Source organism: Rosettibacter sp. KY25 (assembly GCF_057554405.1).
Genome location: NZ_BAAJAO010000006.1, coordinates 1 through 19308, shown reverse-complemented (window position 1 = coordinate 19308; position 19308 = coordinate 1). Strand labels below are relative to the sequence as shown.

The 19308-nt window shown below is 29.8% G+C and carries 15 protein-coding genes; 8 read left to right on the top strand and 7 right to left on the bottom strand.

The genetic code is table 11. The annotated features are described in order from the left end of the window. Positions 1 to 237: 237 nt before the first annotated feature. From AC27L2_RS05220 to metH, 6 genes are read right to left on the bottom strand one after another with little or no spacing between them, the layout of a single operon-like run. Positions 238 to 735: a NanQ anomerase/TabA/YiaL family protein gene (locus tag AC27L2_RS05220; RefSeq protein ID WP_487210639.1), complete on the bottom strand. Its 498-nt coding sequence runs from the start codon at positions 733 to 735 to the stop codon at positions 238 to 240. Between the two features lie 33 nt (positions 736 to 768). Continuing rightward, positions 769 to 1308 (bottom strand): outer membrane protein, encoded by a 540-nt coding sequence (locus tag AC27L2_RS05215; RefSeq protein WP_487210638.1) that lies wholly within the window; start codon positions 1306 to 1308, stop codon positions 769 to 771. 16 nt (positions 1309 to 1324) lie between these two features. Then, entirely contained in the window at positions 1325 to 3187 is a 1863-nt protein-coding gene (locus AC27L2_RS05210; protein ID WP_487210637.1) for a CocE/NonD family hydrolase, read from the bottom strand. Next, on the bottom strand, positions 3184 to 3927 hold the full coding sequence (locus AC27L2_RS05205) for a nucleotidyltransferase family protein (RefSeq protein WP_487210636.1): 744 nt from the start codon (positions 3925 to 3927) through the stop codon (positions 3184 to 3186). The genes AC27L2_RS05210 and AC27L2_RS05205 overlap by 4 nt, the downstream gene beginning before the upstream one ends. Continuing rightward, positions 3924 to 5354: a RapZ C-terminal domain-containing protein gene (locus tag AC27L2_RS05200; protein ID WP_487210635.1), complete on the bottom strand. Its 1431-nt coding sequence runs from the start codon at positions 5352 to 5354 to the stop codon at positions 3924 to 3926. Before AC27L2_RS05200 ends, AC27L2_RS05205 begins: the two co-directional genes overlap by 4 nt. Before the next feature lie 12 nt (positions 5355 to 5366). Beyond that, on the bottom strand, positions 5367 to 9062 hold the full coding sequence (gene metH, locus AC27L2_RS05195) for a methionine synthase (protein WP_487210634.1): 3696 nt from the start codon (positions 9060 to 9062) through the stop codon (positions 5367 to 5369). A gap of 92 nt (positions 9063 to 9154) precedes the next feature. Here metH and rfaD point away from each other — a divergent pair, with 92 nt between their 5' ends. Genes rfaD through AC27L2_RS05180 form a run of 3 tightly spaced genes read left to right on the top strand, consistent with a single transcriptional unit; the run spans position 9155 to position 10989 of the window. Further along, complete coding sequence (gene rfaD, locus AC27L2_RS05190; RefSeq protein ID WP_487210633.1) at positions 9155 to 10138, top strand: ADP-glyceromanno-heptose 6-epimerase; 984 nt, start codon at positions 9155 to 9157, stop codon at positions 10136 to 10138. A gap of 15 nt (positions 10139 to 10153) precedes the next feature. After that, entirely contained in the window at positions 10154 to 10501 is a 348-nt protein-coding gene (locus tag AC27L2_RS05185) for a four helix bundle protein (protein ID WP_487210632.1), read from the top strand. Between the two features lie 29 nt (positions 10502 to 10530). After that, positions 10531 to 10989 carry an NUDIX hydrolase gene (locus AC27L2_RS05180; RefSeq protein ID WP_487210631.1) on the top strand — a complete coding sequence of 153 codons (459 nt, stop codon included), beginning with the start codon at positions 10531 to 10533 and terminating at the stop codon, positions 10987 to 10989. 42 nt (positions 10990 to 11031) lie between these two features. On the opposite strand, the gene AC27L2_RS05175 is transcribed toward AC27L2_RS05180, so the two are convergent. Beyond that, the gene (locus tag AC27L2_RS05175) at positions 11032 to 11823 is read right to left on the bottom strand and encodes an alpha/beta fold hydrolase (protein ID WP_487210630.1); all 792 of its coding nucleotides are present in this window, start codon (positions 11821 to 11823) and stop codon (positions 11032 to 11034) included. Positions 11824 to 11887: 64 nt separating this feature from the next. On the opposite strand from AC27L2_RS05175, the gene AC27L2_RS05170 reads away from it, so the two are divergent. The 5 genes from AC27L2_RS05170 to AC27L2_RS05150 all read left to right on the top strand — a co-directional run bounded on the left by AC27L2_RS05170 (position 11888) and on the right by AC27L2_RS05150 (position 19096). Further along, the gene (locus AC27L2_RS05170; RefSeq protein ID WP_487210629.1) at positions 11888 to 14344 is read left to right on the top strand and encodes a sigma 54-interacting transcriptional regulator; all 2457 of its coding nucleotides are present in this window, start codon (positions 11888 to 11890) and stop codon (positions 14342 to 14344) included. A 142-nt stretch (positions 14345 to 14486) separates the two neighbouring features. Continuing rightward, the gene (locus AC27L2_RS05165; RefSeq protein ID WP_487210628.1) at positions 14487 to 15497 is read left to right on the top strand and encodes a hypothetical protein; all 1011 of its coding nucleotides are present in this window, start codon (positions 14487 to 14489) and stop codon (positions 15495 to 15497) included. Further along, a complete protein-coding gene (locus AC27L2_RS05160; protein ID WP_487210627.1) occupies positions 15484 to 16425 on the top strand; it encodes a hypothetical protein in 942 nt (313 codons plus the stop codon). The genes AC27L2_RS05165 and AC27L2_RS05160 overlap by 14 nt, the downstream gene beginning before the upstream one ends. A 16-nt stretch (positions 16426 to 16441) precedes the next feature. Continuing rightward, entirely contained in the window at positions 16442 to 18403 is a 1962-nt protein-coding gene (locus AC27L2_RS05155; protein WP_487210626.1) for a hypothetical protein, read from the top strand. 9 nt (positions 18404 to 18412) lie between these two features. Beyond that, entirely contained in the window at positions 18413 to 19096 is a 684-nt protein-coding gene (locus AC27L2_RS05150; protein WP_487210625.1) for a FecR family protein, read from the top strand. Positions 19097 to 19308 lie beyond the last annotated feature (212 nt).

Sequence of the window (19308 nt, the reverse complement as noted above, 5' to 3'; positions counted from 1 at the left end):
TATTGTGAAGTTAGATTTTTTGAACATTTCTAATTATATACAATTCAATAAAAATTCTATTAAAGTATAATCAAGTTTAACAATTGCAAAAGTATCATTGACTTTTAATGTAATAACTTTGCGTTCCCTGCAGTTTTAAAATTAATTAAACCGCAAGGAACGCAAAGACCTAATAGATGAATAAATAATATATTTTCAAATACTTAATTAACTTTAAAGTCAAACACTATGTCAACTTCATGTTTGTGATTCAACATCAGTTGATTGTTGAGTAACTTCTTCCGTTTCTATTTTTACTTTTATTACAACTTTTTTAACAGGAATTGATAAATTAACAGCAATACCCGGCATATGGACATCTGTTGGGAAGAACAAAGCGAAATGACCTTCTTCTGCAATTAAAAAATTTCCATTTCCTTTAAGAAACATTATATCTTTTTCCGAATTATATTCTTCTGTTACAATCATTTTTACAGGATTTGAATAACCCATCTTTTCTTTTCCTGAAACAATGTATTGAATATCAATATATTTTTTGTGTGCTTCCCATTTGCCTGCAGTAATTGGTTTTGTATCATAATTTTGAACAACAGCATAAACATTATCGCCTTCTATTTCATATTTGCCGGGTTCAAGAGAAATTAAATCGGTATTTTGTAAATATTCAAATGCAGTTTGAATTCTTTTTCCAAGAGAGAAATAGAGATGTGCATTTTTTAGTAAATCAAATATCATAATTTCTCCATTATTTTGTTGCAAATTATGAAATTATAATTCAAATAAAACACCAGCTGTTATAACATAAAAATTATTTTTTAATTCATTTATTCCAGGCAGTCTATCTAATTTTAGATTAAGAAAAACATATCTAATATCACCAGTTAAAATTAAATTGCCAAGACCAAGTTCTGCTCCAATTCCAAGATGATAACCGAACTCGCTTTTAGTTTCATCTTTAAATCCCAATGAATTAAGAGCATTAGAATAATCAATTTTTGTGTTATACCAGCCTGCACCAACAGTTCCATAAAGTAAAGGGAAAAAGTATAATAATCCGCTTAGCATAACAGGATACATTTTTGTTTTAACAGCACCGTTCTGATAATCTTCGCTTCTGTAATTAATTGAAGCTTCGAGTGCAAAGCTGTTTGCAAGATAAATTCTTCCCATGGCACCAAGCAGCAATGAACCTTCTGCATCTTCTGATTTGTGATATCCTAATTGCGGACCTACAGCAATTGTTTGTGCATTAAATGATGCAAATGAAAAAATTATAACGAAAATCAATAATATTATTTTTTTCAACATACAGCCTCCGCTGATATTATTTTAGAACATTGAATTTAATGTGTGAAGGATAATCTTTCGAAAAATAAACTTTATGAACAGCTTTTTGAAAATCTTTTTCTTCTGCTGAATAAATATCAACAAATTTTTGCGGATTACGATCGAAGAAAGGGAAAAAACTGCTCTGTATCTGTACCATTATTTTATGACCTTTAAGAAATGTATGGTCAATATCGTTCAATTTAATTTTTACTTCCGTGATTTTATTTGGTAAAAATGGTTCTGGTTTTTCGTAACTGTTTCTAAATTTTCCTCTCATTATTTCATATCGAATTAATCTTTGATACCCACCATATTCTACATTGTTTGGATTTGGTTCTGGATTTTCTTCTCCATCAGGATATACATCAATTATCTTTACAACCCAATCAGCATCCGTTCCTGTGGTTGAGACATATAAATCTGCATAAATTGGTCCTGCAATTGTAATATTGTCTTCCAAAGGTTCTGTTTCATAAACTAAAACATCTGGTCTTGATGCAGCAAATCTTTGGTCTTCACTCATATATGTTCTCAAATACATTTGTTTTGAATCATAAAATTTAGCTGTGTAAGGAACAGGTTTGTTTGGGTCGCTGATAAATTCATCAAATAATATTTTTTTGTTAGATGGTTTTTCCTGAGTTAATTTTCCATTAGGTGATAGGTATAAAAATATTGTTTCAGAATTTTTGGGAATCCATTCGTCATAAAATTTCCATTCGTTTATTCCTGTTCTATAAGTTATAACTTCTGGTAAATTTAATTGACCTTCATTTTTGAGATAATATTTGAAGAAAGGAGTAAGGATATTTTTGTTGTAATATTCATTTGTATTTTCTGGAAATGTGAAATCACCAAAAAAGTTTCCATTGCTTCTTGCCCAGCCTCCATGACTCCATGGTCCCATAACCAGATGACATTTGTTTTCAGGATTTTTTTCTTCAATAGATCTGTAAATGTTCAAAGGTCCGTATAAATCTTCAGAATCATACCAGCCTCCAACAATCAAAACTGCCGGTTTTACATTCTTAAAGTGTGGAAGATTATTTCTGCTTTTCCAAAATTCATCATAAGTTCCATGCTTCATAATTGAATTCCAAAATGGAAGTTTGTTGTGAAAAAATTTTTCGTTGATATTTTTGATTGGTCCAAGTTTCAGAAAGAAAGTATACATATCGGGAGAATCATAAGGCTCAATTGTTTTCCATTTTGTTGTTAAACTATCTCTTGGCTGGTCAAATGATTTGAAAAAATTAAAAGACATTGATAAAGTCAAAGCACCATTGTGATGCATATCGTCACCAATGAACCAATCTGCAATTGGAGCTTGTGGTGATACAGCTTTTAATGCTGGGTGAGAATCAATTAAACTCATAGCAGCATAAAATCCGGGATAAGAAATTCCCCAGATTCCAACATTTCCATTATTGTGTTTGATATTCTTAATCAGCCAATCAATTGTATCGTAAGTATCAGTTGTTTCATCAACATCATTTTTGTTTTTTTTATTTGGGATATATGGACGCATGTTGTCATATTCACCTTCACTCATAAATTTTCCGCGGACATCCTGATAAACAAAAATGTATCCATCTTTTGCAAAATCTTCATTCGGTCCTAATGTTTGAGGATAATTATCTTCTCCATATGGAGAAACTGTGTAAGGAGTTCTTAGCATTAAGATAGGATAATCTTTCGTCGTATCTTTTGGTGTATAAACAGCAGTAAAAAGTTTAATTCCATCACGCATAGGGATTCTGTATTCTTTCTTAGAATAATTTTCTTTTATCCATTCAATGCCTTGTGCATTAAGAAGAGAAAAGATAAAAAAGAATAAAAGTAAAAATCTTTTTTTCATATCAGCTCCTCAAGAAAATTTGATGATGATAGAAATATTTCTGCCTGCTGTAAATTTTCTTTTTTGCCCAAATCGAAAAAGAAACTATTGCTGTGGTCATAAAATGTAATTCTTTTTTCTACAGCAACTGCAAGATAAAAATCAATTATTGAAAAAACATCATTACTTGGGAAATATTTGAAAATATCTGGATTTACAACATGAATTCCGCTGAATGCAAATTCATTCAATGAACTTGATGTGTTGCGAATTATTTTGACATCCGAAGTTTTTGAATTTTTCCAGCCGCATAAATTGTTTTCGTTGTCAAATAGAAAATATCTTGATGATTTTCTTTTTTGAACTGCAATCGTAGCAATTGCATTTTGTTTTTTATGATATTCATAAAAATCTTTAAGGTCAATGTCGCTTAAAATATCAACATTGTGAATGAGGAATGGAATGTCATCATCAAAAAAATATGATGCTTTTTTTAATCCGCCTCCGGTATCAAGAAGTAAATCTCTTTCATCAGAAATATGAATCTCAGCTTCAAATTTTTTCTTCTCAATAAAATCAATTATTTGCTCTGCAAGATGATGAACATTAATAATTATTTTATCGAAGCCAAACTTGATTAATCTTTTGATTATTATTTCAAGCAGAGGAATGCCGTTTAATTCGATTAATGCTTTTGGTTTTGTATCAGTTAATGGTTTTAATCTTGTTCCAAGTCCAGCAGCAAGAATAAATGCTTTCATGATTTATTGTTTTTGAAAAGTTGTAAGTGATTTACTTTTACTTCAATATCATATCTTGAAGAAAGATACTCAGCTAATTTTTCTGCGAAGTAAACAGAACGGTGTTGCCCTCCAGTACATCCAAAATTTATCATTAAATCTTTCCAGTCTCTAGAAATGTAATTTTCGATTGATTGAGTTACAATGTTGATTACATTCGACAAAAATTTTTGTGCTTCAGGCATTGAATCAAGAAAATTTTTAACTGCTTTGTCCTGCCCTGTAAGATTTTTGAACTCTTCTAATTTTCCCGGATTTGGAACTGCGCGGCAGTCGAAAACATATCCACCTCCATTTCCTGAAACATCAATTGGAATTTTTTCTTTGTATGAAAAGCTGTTTATTCTGACAGTAAGCTTTTCGGATTTATTCCATTCGAAATATTTTATTTCATTTAATTTTACTAATTGATTTAAGATAGAAAATAATTCTGGAATTTTAATTTTTATTTTATTTAAAATGAATTCAAGGTTTTTAATCGCATAAGGAATACTTTGAATGAAATGAGATTTTCCTTCGAAAAGACCGCGATAACCATAAGCTCCGAGCATTTGTAAAATTCTAATTAGAACAAATGCATCATAATATTTTAGAAATTCTTTGTTGTTAATTTTTTTAATTCGATTTACAGCATTCAAATAATAATCAAGAAATTCATTGCGTAGTTTTGCTGGAATGTTTGCTTTTGAGTCAAAAAGTAAAGAGGCAATGTCATATTGAAGTGCTCCTTTTCTGCCTCCTTGATAATCAATAAAATAAAGTTCATCATTTTTTATCATTATGTTGCGGGAATTAAAATCTCGATACATGAAATAATTTGAATCGGCAGCAAGAAGGAACTTTGTAAGTGTGTGAAAATCATCTTCAAGTTTTTGTTCATCAAAATTAATTTCAAATGCTTTGGCAAAGTAATATTTGAAATAGTTTAAGTCCCACATGATAGATTGATAATCAAAAGCTGAGCGTGGATAACAAACTGAAAAATCAAGATTAACACGAGCTCTGACTTGAAATTTTGGGAGTTCATCAATTGCTCTTTTATAAAAAGTAATTACATCATTAGAAAATTTATTGTCTTCTCGTCTTGAATTTAGATAGTTAAATAATGTTGTATCACCTAAATCTTCGAGCAGGTAAATGTTATCACTTAATTTTGAAGATAAAATTTTGGGGACATTCAAACTGTGTTTGGCAAAATGTTTTGTCAGATAGATGAAAGCTCTGTTTTCTTTTTTGTTTTCGTTGAATACTCCAATTGCGATTTTATTATCTCCAATAATTCTAAAATATTTTCTATTCGAACCAGAACCTGTAATTTGAGTTATCGATTTAACATTCTGCTTTGACCATTTATGAAAAAGTTTTTCAAGTTCATTTTTAAAATTCATTATTACCTCGCTTTACTCATCAGATTCTGAATAATTTAAAATTGGGCGCAGCCATTTTTCTGCTTCTTTCATGCTGATTCCTTTTCGCTTGTGATAATCCAAAACTTGGTCTTTGCCGATTTTTCCTACATTAAAATATTTTGCTTCTGGATGTGCAATATATAAACCGCAAACAGATGCTGCAGGATACATAGCCAAACTTTCTGTTAATTTAATCTGAACATTTTTTTCCACATCAAGAATTTTCCAGATAGTGATTTTTTCTGTGTGGTCAGGTTGTGCAGGATAACCTGGTGCAGGACGAATACCCTGATATTTTTCTTCAATTAATTCTTCGTTCGAGAATTTTTCATCAGGTGAATAGCCCCATAGTTCTTTGCGAACTTTTTCATGCAATAATTCTGCAAATGCTTCTGCAAGTCTGTCTGCTAATGCTTTAACCATAATTACATTGTATTCATCATGTTCATTAGTAAATTTATCAATTAAATTTTCTATTCCTAATCCAGCTGTAACAGCAAAAGCTCCAATATAATCTTTAACATTACTTTCTTTAGGAGCAATAAAATCTGAAAGTGCAATGTTAGGAATACCTTTTGATTTTATTGTCTGCTGTCTTAATGTATGAAGTATTGCAAGAATTCCAGTTCTTGATTCATCTGTGTAAATTTCAATATCATCATCAATTGAATTAGCAGGAAACAATCCAACAATTCCATTAGCTTTTAATAAATTTTCAGAGATTATTTTGTATAGAAGTTTATTTGCATCATCAAAAATTTTTTTTGCTTCGTTTCCATAATTTTCATTCTCAAAAATTTTTGGATAACGACCCTTAAGTTCCCACACCTGAAAGAATGGAGTCCAATCAATATAATTTTTTATTTCATCGAGAGGATAATTATGAAAAATTGTAATGCCTAATTTATTTGGTCTTTTTACTTTGTAGTTATTCCAATCTAAAACAAGTTTATTTTTTCTTGCCTGGTCAATTGTTAAAAATTCTTTTTCAATTTGTTTTTTGCTGTGAGATTCTCGTAATCTTTCATATTCATTTTTGATTTCCTGTATAAATTTATCTTTTGTTTCTTTGTTTAGCAGATTGCTTACAACGCCAACGCTTCGAGATGCGTCAAGCACATGAATTGTTGCATTGGAATAATTTGGAGCAATTTTAACAGCAGTATGAATTCTTGATGTTGTTGCACCGCCAATCAACAAAGGGATTTTCAAACCTATTCTTTCCATTTCTTTAGCTACATGAACCATTTCATCAAGTGAAGGTGTAATTAATCCGCTTAAGCCAATTATATCCACATTTTTTTCAACAGCAGTTGATAAAATTTTATCAGATGGAACCATTACTCCTAAATCAATTACTGTATAATTGTTACAGCTTAGAACAACTCCAACAATATTTTTCCCAATATCATGAACATCCCCTTTTACTGTAGCTAATAATATTGTTCCTGAAGTTTTATTTCCTTCAGAATTAATTTTAGTTTGTTCAATGTAAGGAATTAAATATGCAACAGCTTTTTTCATTACTCTTGCGCTTTTGACCACCTGCGGCAAAAACATTTTTCCAGAACCAAACAAATCACCAACGATGTTCATTCCTTCCATGAGAGGTCCTTCAATAATTTCAAGAGGATTAGAATATTTTTTTCTTGCTTCTTCAATATCAGTTTCGATGAAGTCAACAATGCCGTTTATAATTGAGTGTTTCAATCTTTCTTCTACTGTATTATTTCTCCAGCCTTCATTGATAATTTCTTTTTTTGAATCTTTGTTAATAGAATTTGCATATTCAATTAATCTTTCGGTTGCATCGGGTCTTCTGTTAAAGAGAACATCTTCAACTCTCTCGAGTAAGTCTTTTGGAATTTCTTCATAAACTGCTAATTGACCAGCATTAACAATTCCCATGTCCATTCCTGCTTCGATTGCATGATAAAGAAAAGCAGAATGAATAGCTTCTCTAATAATATCATTTCCTCTGAAAGAGAATGAAATATTGCTGACACCACCGCTTACTTTGCTATAGGGAAGATTTTTTTTAATCCATCTTGTTGCTTCAATAAAGTTTATTGCATATAGATTGTGTTCCTCTATTCCTGTAGCAATTGCAAAAATATTTGGGTCAAAAATTATATCCTGAGGCGGGAAGCCTACTTCTTCGGTTAGTATTTTGTAAGCTCTTTGGCAAATTTTAATTTTTCTTTCAAAAGTATCTGCCTGACCCTCTTCATCAAAAGCCATCACAACAACAGCTGCTCCGTATCTTAATATTTTCTTTGCTCTTTCTTTAAAAACTTCTTCTCCTTCTTTTAATGAAATTGAATTAACAACTCCTTTTCCTTGAAGGCATTTTAGTCCAGCTTCTATCACACTCCATTTTGATGAATCAATCATTATTGGAACTTTTGCAATATCAGGTTCAGATGCTATATACTTTAAAAATTTTGTCATTGCTTCTTCTGAATTAATCATTGCTTCATCCATGTTAATGTCAATCATCTGAGCACCATTTTCTACCTGTTCTCTTGCAACGGATAAGGCTTCTTCAAATTTATTTTCTTTTATGAGTCGTGCAAATTTCTTTGAACCGGTTACATTTGTTCTTTCCCCAATATTTACAAAATTTGTATCTGGACGAAATACAAGAGGTTCTAGCCCGCTTAGTCTCAAATAAGGTTCAACTTCTGGAATTTTTCGCGGAGGATATTTTTTTGCTATTTCTGCAAAAGTTTTAATGTGTTCTGGAGTTGTTCCACAGCAGCCGCCAACGATGTTAAAGAATCCTTCTTTTGCAAATTCTTCAAGAACTTTTGCCATCGAATCTGGTGATTCATCATATTCTCCAAATTCATTTGGTAATCCTGCATTGGGATATAAGCTTACATAAACATTTGCTATTTGTGAAAGCTCAGAAATAAATGGTCGCATTTGAGCTGGTCCTAAAGAACAATTTAATCCAACACTTAACAAATTTTTTGTGTGAGAAATTGAAATCCAGAATGCTTCGGTAGTTTGTCCTGATAAAGTTCTTCCACTCATGTCTACAATTGTTCCGGAAATCATAATTGGAATCTGAAGATTTAATTCATCGCACAATTCCATAATTCCGAACAAAGCTGCTTTAGCATTCAGAGTATCGAAAATAGTTTCAAGAAGAAGAACATCTGCTCCTCCATCAATTAATCCTCGTGCTTGTTCTTTATAAGCTTCTTTTACTTCATCAAATGTTACAGCACGAAAACTTGGGTCGTTTACATCAGGAGAAATTGATAGTGTTTTATTAGTTGGACCGAGTGCACCAGCAACAAAACGAGGTTTATTAGGATTTTTTTTCGTAAACTCTAAAGCAACTTCTTTAGCAATTCTTGCTGCATTAAAATTAATTTCATAAACCAAATCTTCTGTTTTGTAATCTGCTTGTGAAATTTTTGTTGCATTAAAAGTATTTGTTTCTATTATATCTGCATCAGCTTCAAGATAGGAGCGATGAATTTCTTTTATAATTTCTGGTTGAGTTAATACAAGAATATCGTTGTTTCCTTTTAAATCTGTAGGATGATTTTTAAATCTATCACCTCTAAAATCTTTCTCACTTAGTTTGTAACGTTGAATCATAGTGCCCATTGCACCATCAAGTACCATAATTCTATCATTTAATATTTTTGTTAGAAGTTCAAGGTTATTCATATAATCCTTTCTTAATTGAATCAAAGAATATTTTTATTAATCAATGATAATGATTAATTTTCGTTCAAATATAATAAATAAAAGAGAAGTTTATGATAGTAGTTACTGGTGGCGCTGGATTTATTGGAAGCGCAGTTGTATGGAAATTAAATAAAATGGGAATTGATAAAATTATTATTGTAGATGAACTTGGCAAAGATGATAAATGGAAAAATCTGAATGGGCTTAAGTATGAGGATTATTATCACAAATGGAAATTTATAGATTTAGTAAGAGCAGATTTTGTACCCTTCAAAATATCTTCTATCATTCATCTTGGCGCCTGTTCTTCTACTACTGAAAAAGATGCAGATTTCTTAATGAATAATAATTTCCTTTATTCAAAAGATTTAGCTCTTTATTCTGTAAAACATGGAATAAGATTTATTTATGCTTCTTCTGCTGCAACTTATGGTGATGGTTCGCAAGGTTATGACGACGATGAAAAACAACTTGAAAAATTGAGACCATTAAATATGTATGGATATTCAAAACATGTTTTTGATTTATGGATTAAGAGAAATGGTTTGTTGAATAAAGTAGTTGGATTAAAATATTTCAATGTGTATGGACCAAATGAATATCACAAAGGGGATATGAGAAGTGTTGTTCATAAAGCTTTTGAACAGATTAGAGATACAGGGAAAGTACAATTGTTCAAATCATACAAAAGTGATTATAAAGATGGCGAGCAAAAAAGAGATTTTATTTATGTTAAAGATGCAGTTGATATAACTCTTTATTTCCTTGAGAATAAAGAAAAAAATGGAATTTATAATGTTGGAACAGGAAAAGCTCAAACATGGATTGAACTTGTTACTGCTTTATTTAATGCATTAGAAAAACCTGTAAATATTGAATTTGTCGATATGCCTGTTGAGATTCGGGATAGATATCAATATTTCACAGAAGCAAATTTGACAAAACTTAGAAAAGCAGGATATGATAAACCAATCATGAATGTTCAGCAGGGTGTAGAAGATTATGTTAAAAATTATCTGTTAAAAAATCCTTATCTTGCAATGAACACTGATTAATAACGTGGTATTGATTTGGCAAAAGAATTATCAAAAGGGGAATTTAGAAAAAGACTTTACTTCTTCACATTAAAATTAATTGAGTTTATTGACCAGCTTCCTAAAGATAATGTGTCACAAAGAATTGGTGATGAACTTTTCAGCAGCGGAACAAGTGTAATAAGCAATTATATCGAAGCTACTGCTGCATCTACAAAAAAAGATTTGAACAATTACACAATTGCATCTCTTAAATTTGCTAACGAATGTAAATTGTGGCTTGCTCTTGTAAGAGACAGCAAAAGAGCAAATCCAGAAAAAGTAAAGTGGTTTCTTGATGAACTCGATGAAATTTCTGCCATTCTTGCCGAAACAATTTCTTAAATCAATATTCAAAAATTTTAGGATGAAATATGCAGCTTGCTACTTTGTGTTATGTAATCCATAACGATAAAACTTTAATGCTTCATAGAATTAAAAAAAAGAATGATGTTCATGAAGGTAAATGGAATGGACTTGGTGGAAAATTTGAACACGGAGAAACACCGGAAGAATGTGTAATAAGAGAAGTTAAAGAAGAATCAGGATTACTGATTAAAAATCCTAAACTTCATGGATTCATTACATTTCCAATGTTTGATGGCAAAAAAGATTGGTACGTTTTTCTGTTTACTGCAAAAGAGTTTGAGGGTAAATTAATTGATTCTCACGAGGGAATCTTAAAATGGATTCCAAATAATAAACTATTAGAATTGAATTTATGGGAAGGCGATAGAATATTTATTCCCTGGCTTTTTCAGGAAAAATTTTTTAGTGCAAAGTTTATTTATGAAAACGGAACCTTGAAAAGCTACGATGTAAAATTTTATTGATTAAGAAAATTTAATTCTGTCAATAAAATTTATTGAATAAGCTTAGAACTTTCTTTTTAAAAATCCTTTAATTAAATCATTTACAGCTTCTGGATTTTCGAGCGGTGAAAAATGTCCTGCTCTTGGAATTATTGCAAATTCAGAATCAGGAATTTTTTCTGACATAGAACGCATAACCTGCGGTGGAGTTAGTTTATCAAACGAACCGCATAAAATTAATGTTGGAATTTTTATTTGAGGTAAGAAAGATGATGTATCTGTTCTGCTCATTATTGCTAAAATTGCTCCTTTAACGCCAGTTGGATTATGTTGATATGATTTATTAAGTATAGAATCAAACAATTCTTTTTGCTCTTCGATTGTTTCATCTGCTAAACAATTTGGAATAAAATTATCAATGAATTTTTTTATTCCTTCTGTATTAATCATGTTGATATTTGAAGAGCGTTTTAATTTTGCCGCATTATCATCTGCATCGGCTTTTGTGTCGCACAATATTAACGCACCGAATAATTCTTGATTTCTTTCAGCTGCTCTTAAACCAATATATCCGCCCATGGATAAACCACATAAGGCTGGTTTTTGCAGTTGTAATCCTTCAATGATTGAGAATAAATCTTCAACATAAAATTCCATAGTATATTGTCCATCACCAACATAACTTTCTCCAAGTCCGCGAACATCGTATGCTATGCAGTAATAATCTTCTTTTAATACATCAATTTGATTTTGCCACATTGTGAAATCCAAAGGAAAGCCATGAATAAAAATAATTGGTTTATTTTCAGGCTTTCCAAATGTATTTACCGATAAACCATTAATTGTAAACTTCATAACAATTCCTTTACTTTATTTTTTGTAAATTAAACATATACACATACTAAAAGTTATACTAATTATGAAAAAGATTCAAAAAATAATTTTTTATGAAAATCGAATTAAGCTTTTTGCAGTAATATCAGGTTTAATTTTGATAATTATTTTTAGTTCTCTGAGAGATAGCATAAATTCTCAAACAGAAAATATTATAAGATTGTTTAGTGCAAAGAAGAATCCTGATAGCTCAATTGTAATTATTCATATTAACAGCACTGATATTGAAAGATTGGGCGGCTGGCCTCTAAAGCGAAGTTATTATGCTTTATTGATTAACAAACTTACTCAATTCAATGTCAAGAAAATTGGAATAGAAGTTTTGCTTTCGAATAACTTAGCCATTCAATCAATTTATAATGATTTGCTGAAAGAAGAATTATTGAAATCAGGAAGAGTTGTTCTTTCTTCAATTGTTACAAACCAAAGTAAAACTGGCGAGATTTATCAACATGATACTTTAATTTATTCTCAGCCCAAAATTGATTTACCACAATTATTATCAGGACATATCAACTACATTGCTAAAGATGGAATTTATGTACCGTCCGAAATTTACATTGGCAATAAAAGCGAAAAGGCATTTGCTCTTCAGCTTGCTGGCAATAAATTTTTGAATAAGAAAGATTTGATTAAGGTTAATTTTTATACATCATGGAAAAATTTTAAATCATATTCTCTGCTTGAATTTTTCGAATTGGCAGAGAATGATAAAAATTTTGCCAGAAATTTTTATGATAAAATCGTAATTATAGGTGTAAGTGATGCAGCCATTGCAAAAACAATCTCAACATTTTATGATGATGAACTTCCTGGTGTGGGTTTCCATGCAATTGTTCTTGACAATATTTTAACAGGAAGAATGCTCATTTATCAAAAAGGAAATTTTATCTCAGTAATTTTTATTTTGATTCTTGTCATTGTTTCTCATATAAAATTGAAAAAGCCTCATTTAGAAATCGAATTAATTGTATTGATAACTTATCTTTTGTTCTCGTATGCTTTGTTCAATTTTTATTATGTAGAAAATAATTATGCTCTGGTTATTGTTCCTGCTTTCTTGTTGTTCTTGACAGAAGGCATATTTTATTTCATTAAAAGCAAAACAGAACTTGATGAAACTTCTAAGGAAATTACTGCATTAAGGTATGCATTGAAAAATAAAGAACAATTATTACTGGAACTTCAAAAAGAGAAGGAAAGACTTCAAAGTGATTCAGATATTCATTTAATTGAAAAGATAAACAAACTTAAAGAAGAAATAGAGCAGCTTAAAAGATACAATGATGAAACTGAGATAGAATCTTCTGAAAATAAAATAAAAATTTTTGAAGGTATTGTTTATGCAAGTGAAAAGATGAATAAAATTATTAAGTTAATTGAAAAAGTTGCCCCAACAGATGCTACTGTGTTAATACTTGGTGAAAGTGGAAGTGGAAAAGAATTAGTAGCCCGTGCAATTCATAATTTAAGTAATCGAAAAGATAAAAAATTTGTTGCAGTAAATTGTGCGGCATTAACTGAATCGTTGCTTGAGAGCGAATTATTCGGTCATGTAAAAGGAGCTTTTACAAATGCCTATCAGGATAAAAAAGGAAGATTCGAAATTGCTGATGGTGGTACAATTTTTCTTGATGAGATTGCAGAAACAAGCGATAATTTTCAAGCAAAACTTTTGAGAGTTATTCAGTTTGGGGATTTTGAAAGTGTTGGTTCTTCAGAAGTTAAACACACAAATGTTAGAATAATTGCTGCAACTAACAAAAATATTGATGAATTAGTTAAGCAAAAAAAATTTCGAGAAGACCTTTTTTATCGATTAAATGTTATAAGAATCAACATCCCACCTTTAAGAGATAGAAAAGAAGATATTGAAGTTCTTGCAAATTATTTTGTTCGAAGAGAAGATGAATCGCTCAAAATATCAAAAGCAGTAATGGAAAATTTAATTCGTAATGAATGGAAAGGAAATGTTCGAGAATTAGAGTCACTCATAAAACGAATGGTAATATTTGCGAAGTCAGAAAATAGAACAAACATTACATTAAAAGATTTGCCGGAAGAATATCGCAATATTGAAAAATCTGATTTTGAAAACATTATTCTAAATACTTTGCGAGAGAAAAAGTTTTCTCATTCTTCAATTGTTCAAACAGCAAAGGAATTAGGCAACTTAAGCCGAACAATTGTATCCGAAAATTTCAGGGGAATATTTTTTAAAATATTTGTTAATACAAATTTCAATTTGGAAGAGACAGTCAAAATAATTGCTCATACTGACGATAAAGATGTACAGGAAAAAGTAAAATCTAAAGTGTTGACATATTTAGAAAATATTAAGAAAGATTTGGTTGATATAAAAAATCATGATTTCTCAACTATTAAAAATAAACTTGCATCTAAATACAAAAATTTACCTGTCAGATATCATACTTATTTAGATGAAACAATTAAATATTTTATTGAAAAATCAAATGACTAATTTATTTTTTCCAGGCATTTTGATGATATTTTCCAGGCATTTTAGAATTGTGAAGTATGCAAATTTTATTCTTTTTTTAAGAAATTAAGTTGGCACAGAAAATGAAATCTCCATTAAAACAATCAACCATAATGGAGGATTTATGAAACAGTTAAAATCATCAATTAGTGCTTTATTTTTAATTTTAGGTCTTATTCTAATTACTGCATGTGAAGATAAAAATTTCATTACAGAACCAGAATCTTCCGCAGCAATAAAATCAGCATTAGAAAAAATTACTTATTCGGATGAAGTATTAAATTCTTTCGTTCCAAATTATAATGAAGAGCAGGCAATGAGCCTTGCTGGTCAATTAAGCAAAACAATTTACCCGATTAAAATTGGTCAGATTGTTAATCTTGTAGACCGTGATTTACAAATTGACTATGGAGCAGATACAGCAGTAGGCAAATTAACACTCAAGTTCAAAGGTGAATTAATTATTATGGGTTCATTTAATGAAAATGACAAACGCGTCATCCCCGATACAATAGTTAAGAAACCATTTACTTCTACAATTACTCGAATTATAAAATATGCTAAGGTTGACAGCACAGGCGATAATCTTGTTGATTGGAAAATTGTAGGCTCATCACTCCCCGAAGGAGGAACAGAAACAAATAATATTGAAATTACTAAGCTCACTCTTACCACACTTGATGGCAAATCGATAACAATTACTTCTCCAAATGAATTTTTCTTTGATTTTGGAAGAAAAGGATATGCATTAGGAACTGATACTACAGGTACAAATCGACATGGGCAGAATAAAGTAAAAGTAAGAATGAATGATTTAATCCCATTCTTTGGTCGAAAGCAGCCAGTTACTGTAACATTGGAAGTAAAAAGCATTTACGAGAAACCTGATTTAGTTACAATTACACATGGAGCAATGGCTGGCGTAGGAATGTATAGAACAAAAGAAAAATTAGAATTAAAAGACACTCAGTTTGATGGAACATATTACATTAGAACTTATGAAAAAACATGGTTAACTCACTTACATCCTGGATTTATGCATGCAGTAATTAATTTATTGCCGGATAAATCTGTTACAGATACAGATTACACGGTAGAAGAAAAAACTTGGGGCATACCATATGTTATTAAATAACAAAGGCGGAATTTTATTTCCGCCTTTTAAAATTTTGTTGTGTTTTAACATAATGCTGTTTGTAATTTCATGTGGTGAACCCTCACCAACTGAATTGATTTTTGATAATCAATCAGAAAATAATATTCAAATTGAACCAGCACAAAGCGATAATGATGCAAATCTAAACTCATCAGGCTATGATACTACAGGTGTTGTTAATCCATTTTTAAGCAAAAGCGCAATTATAAATATAACAGGTGTAAGAAATACAAATTATGGAATGATACAAAGTGAAGGTTATTATTATGCGATATTTAATGATAAATCAAAACCAATAAAAGTTAAGAACGGCAAATTGATTGGTTATAAATCAAAGGATTTTTCTTCAGTCAAGTTTGATAATTATGAAGCTGTTAAAATTCCTAATATGATTCGTTTTGTTGATGGAATGATGGTTAGAGATACAGTCTTAGGCATAAAATATTTTATTAAACAAAGAATGATGAAGAATGGTCAAATGCATAGTTTCCCATTTTCTTCTAAGGTTAATATTAAAGTTGTAGCAGATAGAAATTCTTTCACTCAATTTGATGTAGTAATACCACCGGAAATTATTGGTAAAGTTAGTTTTGAAGGAAACAGATTAAGAAAAAATTTGAATTTAATTTTAGAATGGAATAAAAAATTAGATGATAATGTTGAAATAATAATTGCAAGATTTAGACAGAATTCTAATGACACAGAGCCACTGCTGAAATTAAAAGGTAATGAAATTGGAAAAATTAAATTGCCATACAGTATTCTGGAAAATATTATTACACCACAAAATAAGTTTTTAATTATTAGTTTTATCAGGAAATATGAAAAACAAATAAACAATATTATTCTTGATGATACATACATTGTTGCACAAAGCATCCATAACATCAAAATTGAAATACCATAAAACAGCTTTTATAATTATGATATTAAGTTTAACTTTTACAAAATCTGCTTATTGCCAGATTTCTCTCGATTACTTTGGTAATACTTCTTCAAAATTTAATTCTCGTTTCCGTCTGAACAGTTTAGAAAGTAATGTTTCCAATTATAATCTTACTAAAGATATGGAGCTTTCTACAACATTCAGCAGTGTATACAATGAAGGTATGAACAACAACATTTATTCAATTTCATTCTCTAAAAGAATTAATTCACATTATTTTTATGTTAGATATTCACCTGGAATATCTCAACAGTTTATAATTAAGAGTGGAATGAATATTCAACTTCCTGACAGCGTTGCTCAATTAAAAACCAAACTAAATTATGAAGAAAAATTTGGAATGGGTTATGCATTTAACTTTTCTCAATCTTTTTCTCTTGGATTTTCTTTAAGATATTTTTCTCAAGAATTTACAGAAGAAAAACCAATTTTATTTTATACTGATTCTGTCAATTATATTTCTGTTAAAGATGAAATTACTGAAAGTAATTTTTGGGTAGGAGATATTGGATTGACATTTTTACCTCATCCTGATTTTATGATTTCAATCTTTTCAAATAATTTATTTCTCTCAGAAGAATCTAAACAAAATTATTTGACTGACATCTATTCCTTAAAACGAAACAAAGGTTTTACAGCAAAACTTTTTATTTCTCCCTTAAACCAATTCAATATAGCTGCTGGATACGAAACATATGGTTCTTACTATACAGGATTTAATTTCTCTACAAAACTATTCAGAGGATTTTTAACAATTGGCAGTCTAATTTTTCATGATAGATATCAAAAACCATTTATTGCAGGATTTACACCATCGTTAAATTATTCAACTAATTTTTTCAGTATTACATTAAGTGGGGTGAAATATTTTTCGAACAGAAGTAAAGTGCAATCTATTGATGATATGATTAAATATGGAATACACAGCATTTCAAATAATTCTTACAGCAATGATAAAGTATTTTTGACCATAAATTTTTCGTTGAGCTTAACAAGAGAAAAACAAATTAAATTAATTGATGTTGATATTAAGGACGATATTTATCCAACTCTCAATGATATATTTATGCACAAACCATTTGCAATAGGAAAGGTTGTAAATCTTACCAACAAGATAATTGAAGTGAGACCTTCTTGTTTAATCAAAATAATTAATGATGAAGTAGTTTATTCGCCAGATGTCAAACTTCTTCCTTACGATACAGTAGAAGTGCCTTATTATATTTTTATAAATAATTCTTTGATTACAAAGAGAGAAGTTTCTCAGGCAGAATTTTTTGTTAGTGTTGATGATTTAGAACCAGACGATAAAATTCAAAAGCCTATTTTAATAAATGATAAAAACAGCTGGGATGGTACTGTTTCTAATCTTTCATACTTTGTAAGAAGTGATTTTGAATTTTCAAGTAATTATTCGAAAAATATTTTACAATCTTTTAAGAATTATTTAGATACAATTAATTCCCAGCTTTTGATTTTTAATCAAGTAAAAATCCTTTTTGAAAATTTTATTAAAGAAATGAATTATGTTGCTGATCCAAGAGCAAGCGTCGAACATGTTCAATTCCCAAATGAAACTATAAAACTAAAAGGAGGGGATTGCGACGACTTGAGTGTTTGTTTTGCTTCATTACTTGAAAGCATAGGAATTCAAACAGCATTTGTTGATTACAAAAATCCAGATGGGATTAGTCATGTTAATTTATTGATTAACACAAATCTTTCTCCTTTACAGATGAATTTAATTACAAATAATGATTCAAAAATTGTAATAAGAAGAAATACTGATGGGAAAGATGAAATCTGGATTCCTGTTGAAACAACATGCTTAAAAGATTTTGATACAGCTTGGAATATAGCAGCAGAAAAATTTAATAAAGAAGCAATAGAAGAATATGGTTTATCGAATGGCAAAGTAACTATCATCGATATTTATTAGGAGGTGAGTATGAAAAAGATATTTTTAATTTTTATATCAATAACATCAATATATGCTCAATCATTTGTAGTTGAAAAAGTAAGTGGTAATGTTCAAGCATTGATAGGATTAAATGAAGAATGGACAAAAGTAAAAGTTGGTCAAGTATTAAAAGGGAGTGATTTAATTTCTACTGGTGAAAAATCTCTTGTTCAGCTAAATAACAATGGGGTTAGATTTATACTCCAAAGCAATTCTGCATTAAATATTAATAACATAAAAAGATTATCATTGAATGAGCTGCTCTTAGCATTAGCAATGGAAGAAATAAGGAATGTTCCAAAAATTAAAGAGGATAATTCAAGAAGAAATACTGCAGTCTATGGTGAAAAAGTAGAAAGTGTGAACAGTAATAAAATTATATTCAGTGATTTAGGAGTTAAAAAATTAAATGGTGCCAAGCAGCTTGCAATTAATGGCTACAAAGAATCAGCAATATTGCTTGCAAAGGAAACTTATAGAAAATATCCAGATACAAAAACAAGAATCGATGATAGATTATTTTTTGTTAATCTTATGATAGAATTGCATTTACTTAACGAAGCATCTGCTGAATTAAATGAATTAAAGAAAATGAAATTGACAAAAGATCAAAATGAAAAAGTGGAACATTGTTATGAAATTATAAATGAAGAAATGTTAAAGAATAATTAAGATTATTTAAGAAATTAACTTCAAGAACTAATACAACAATTTCTAAGAATTCTATTTACTAAAAAGATAATTCCACATCAAAAGATTATTAGAATCGAGAAAAGCTCTGCCCTGACCGGACTTAAAAAATTTTTCTCTCATCAAAGCATCATGTTTGGAAGAGAAAGATTCGTGGTAGATAAGTTTTAAAGGGCGGCGGTTTTTGGTGGATT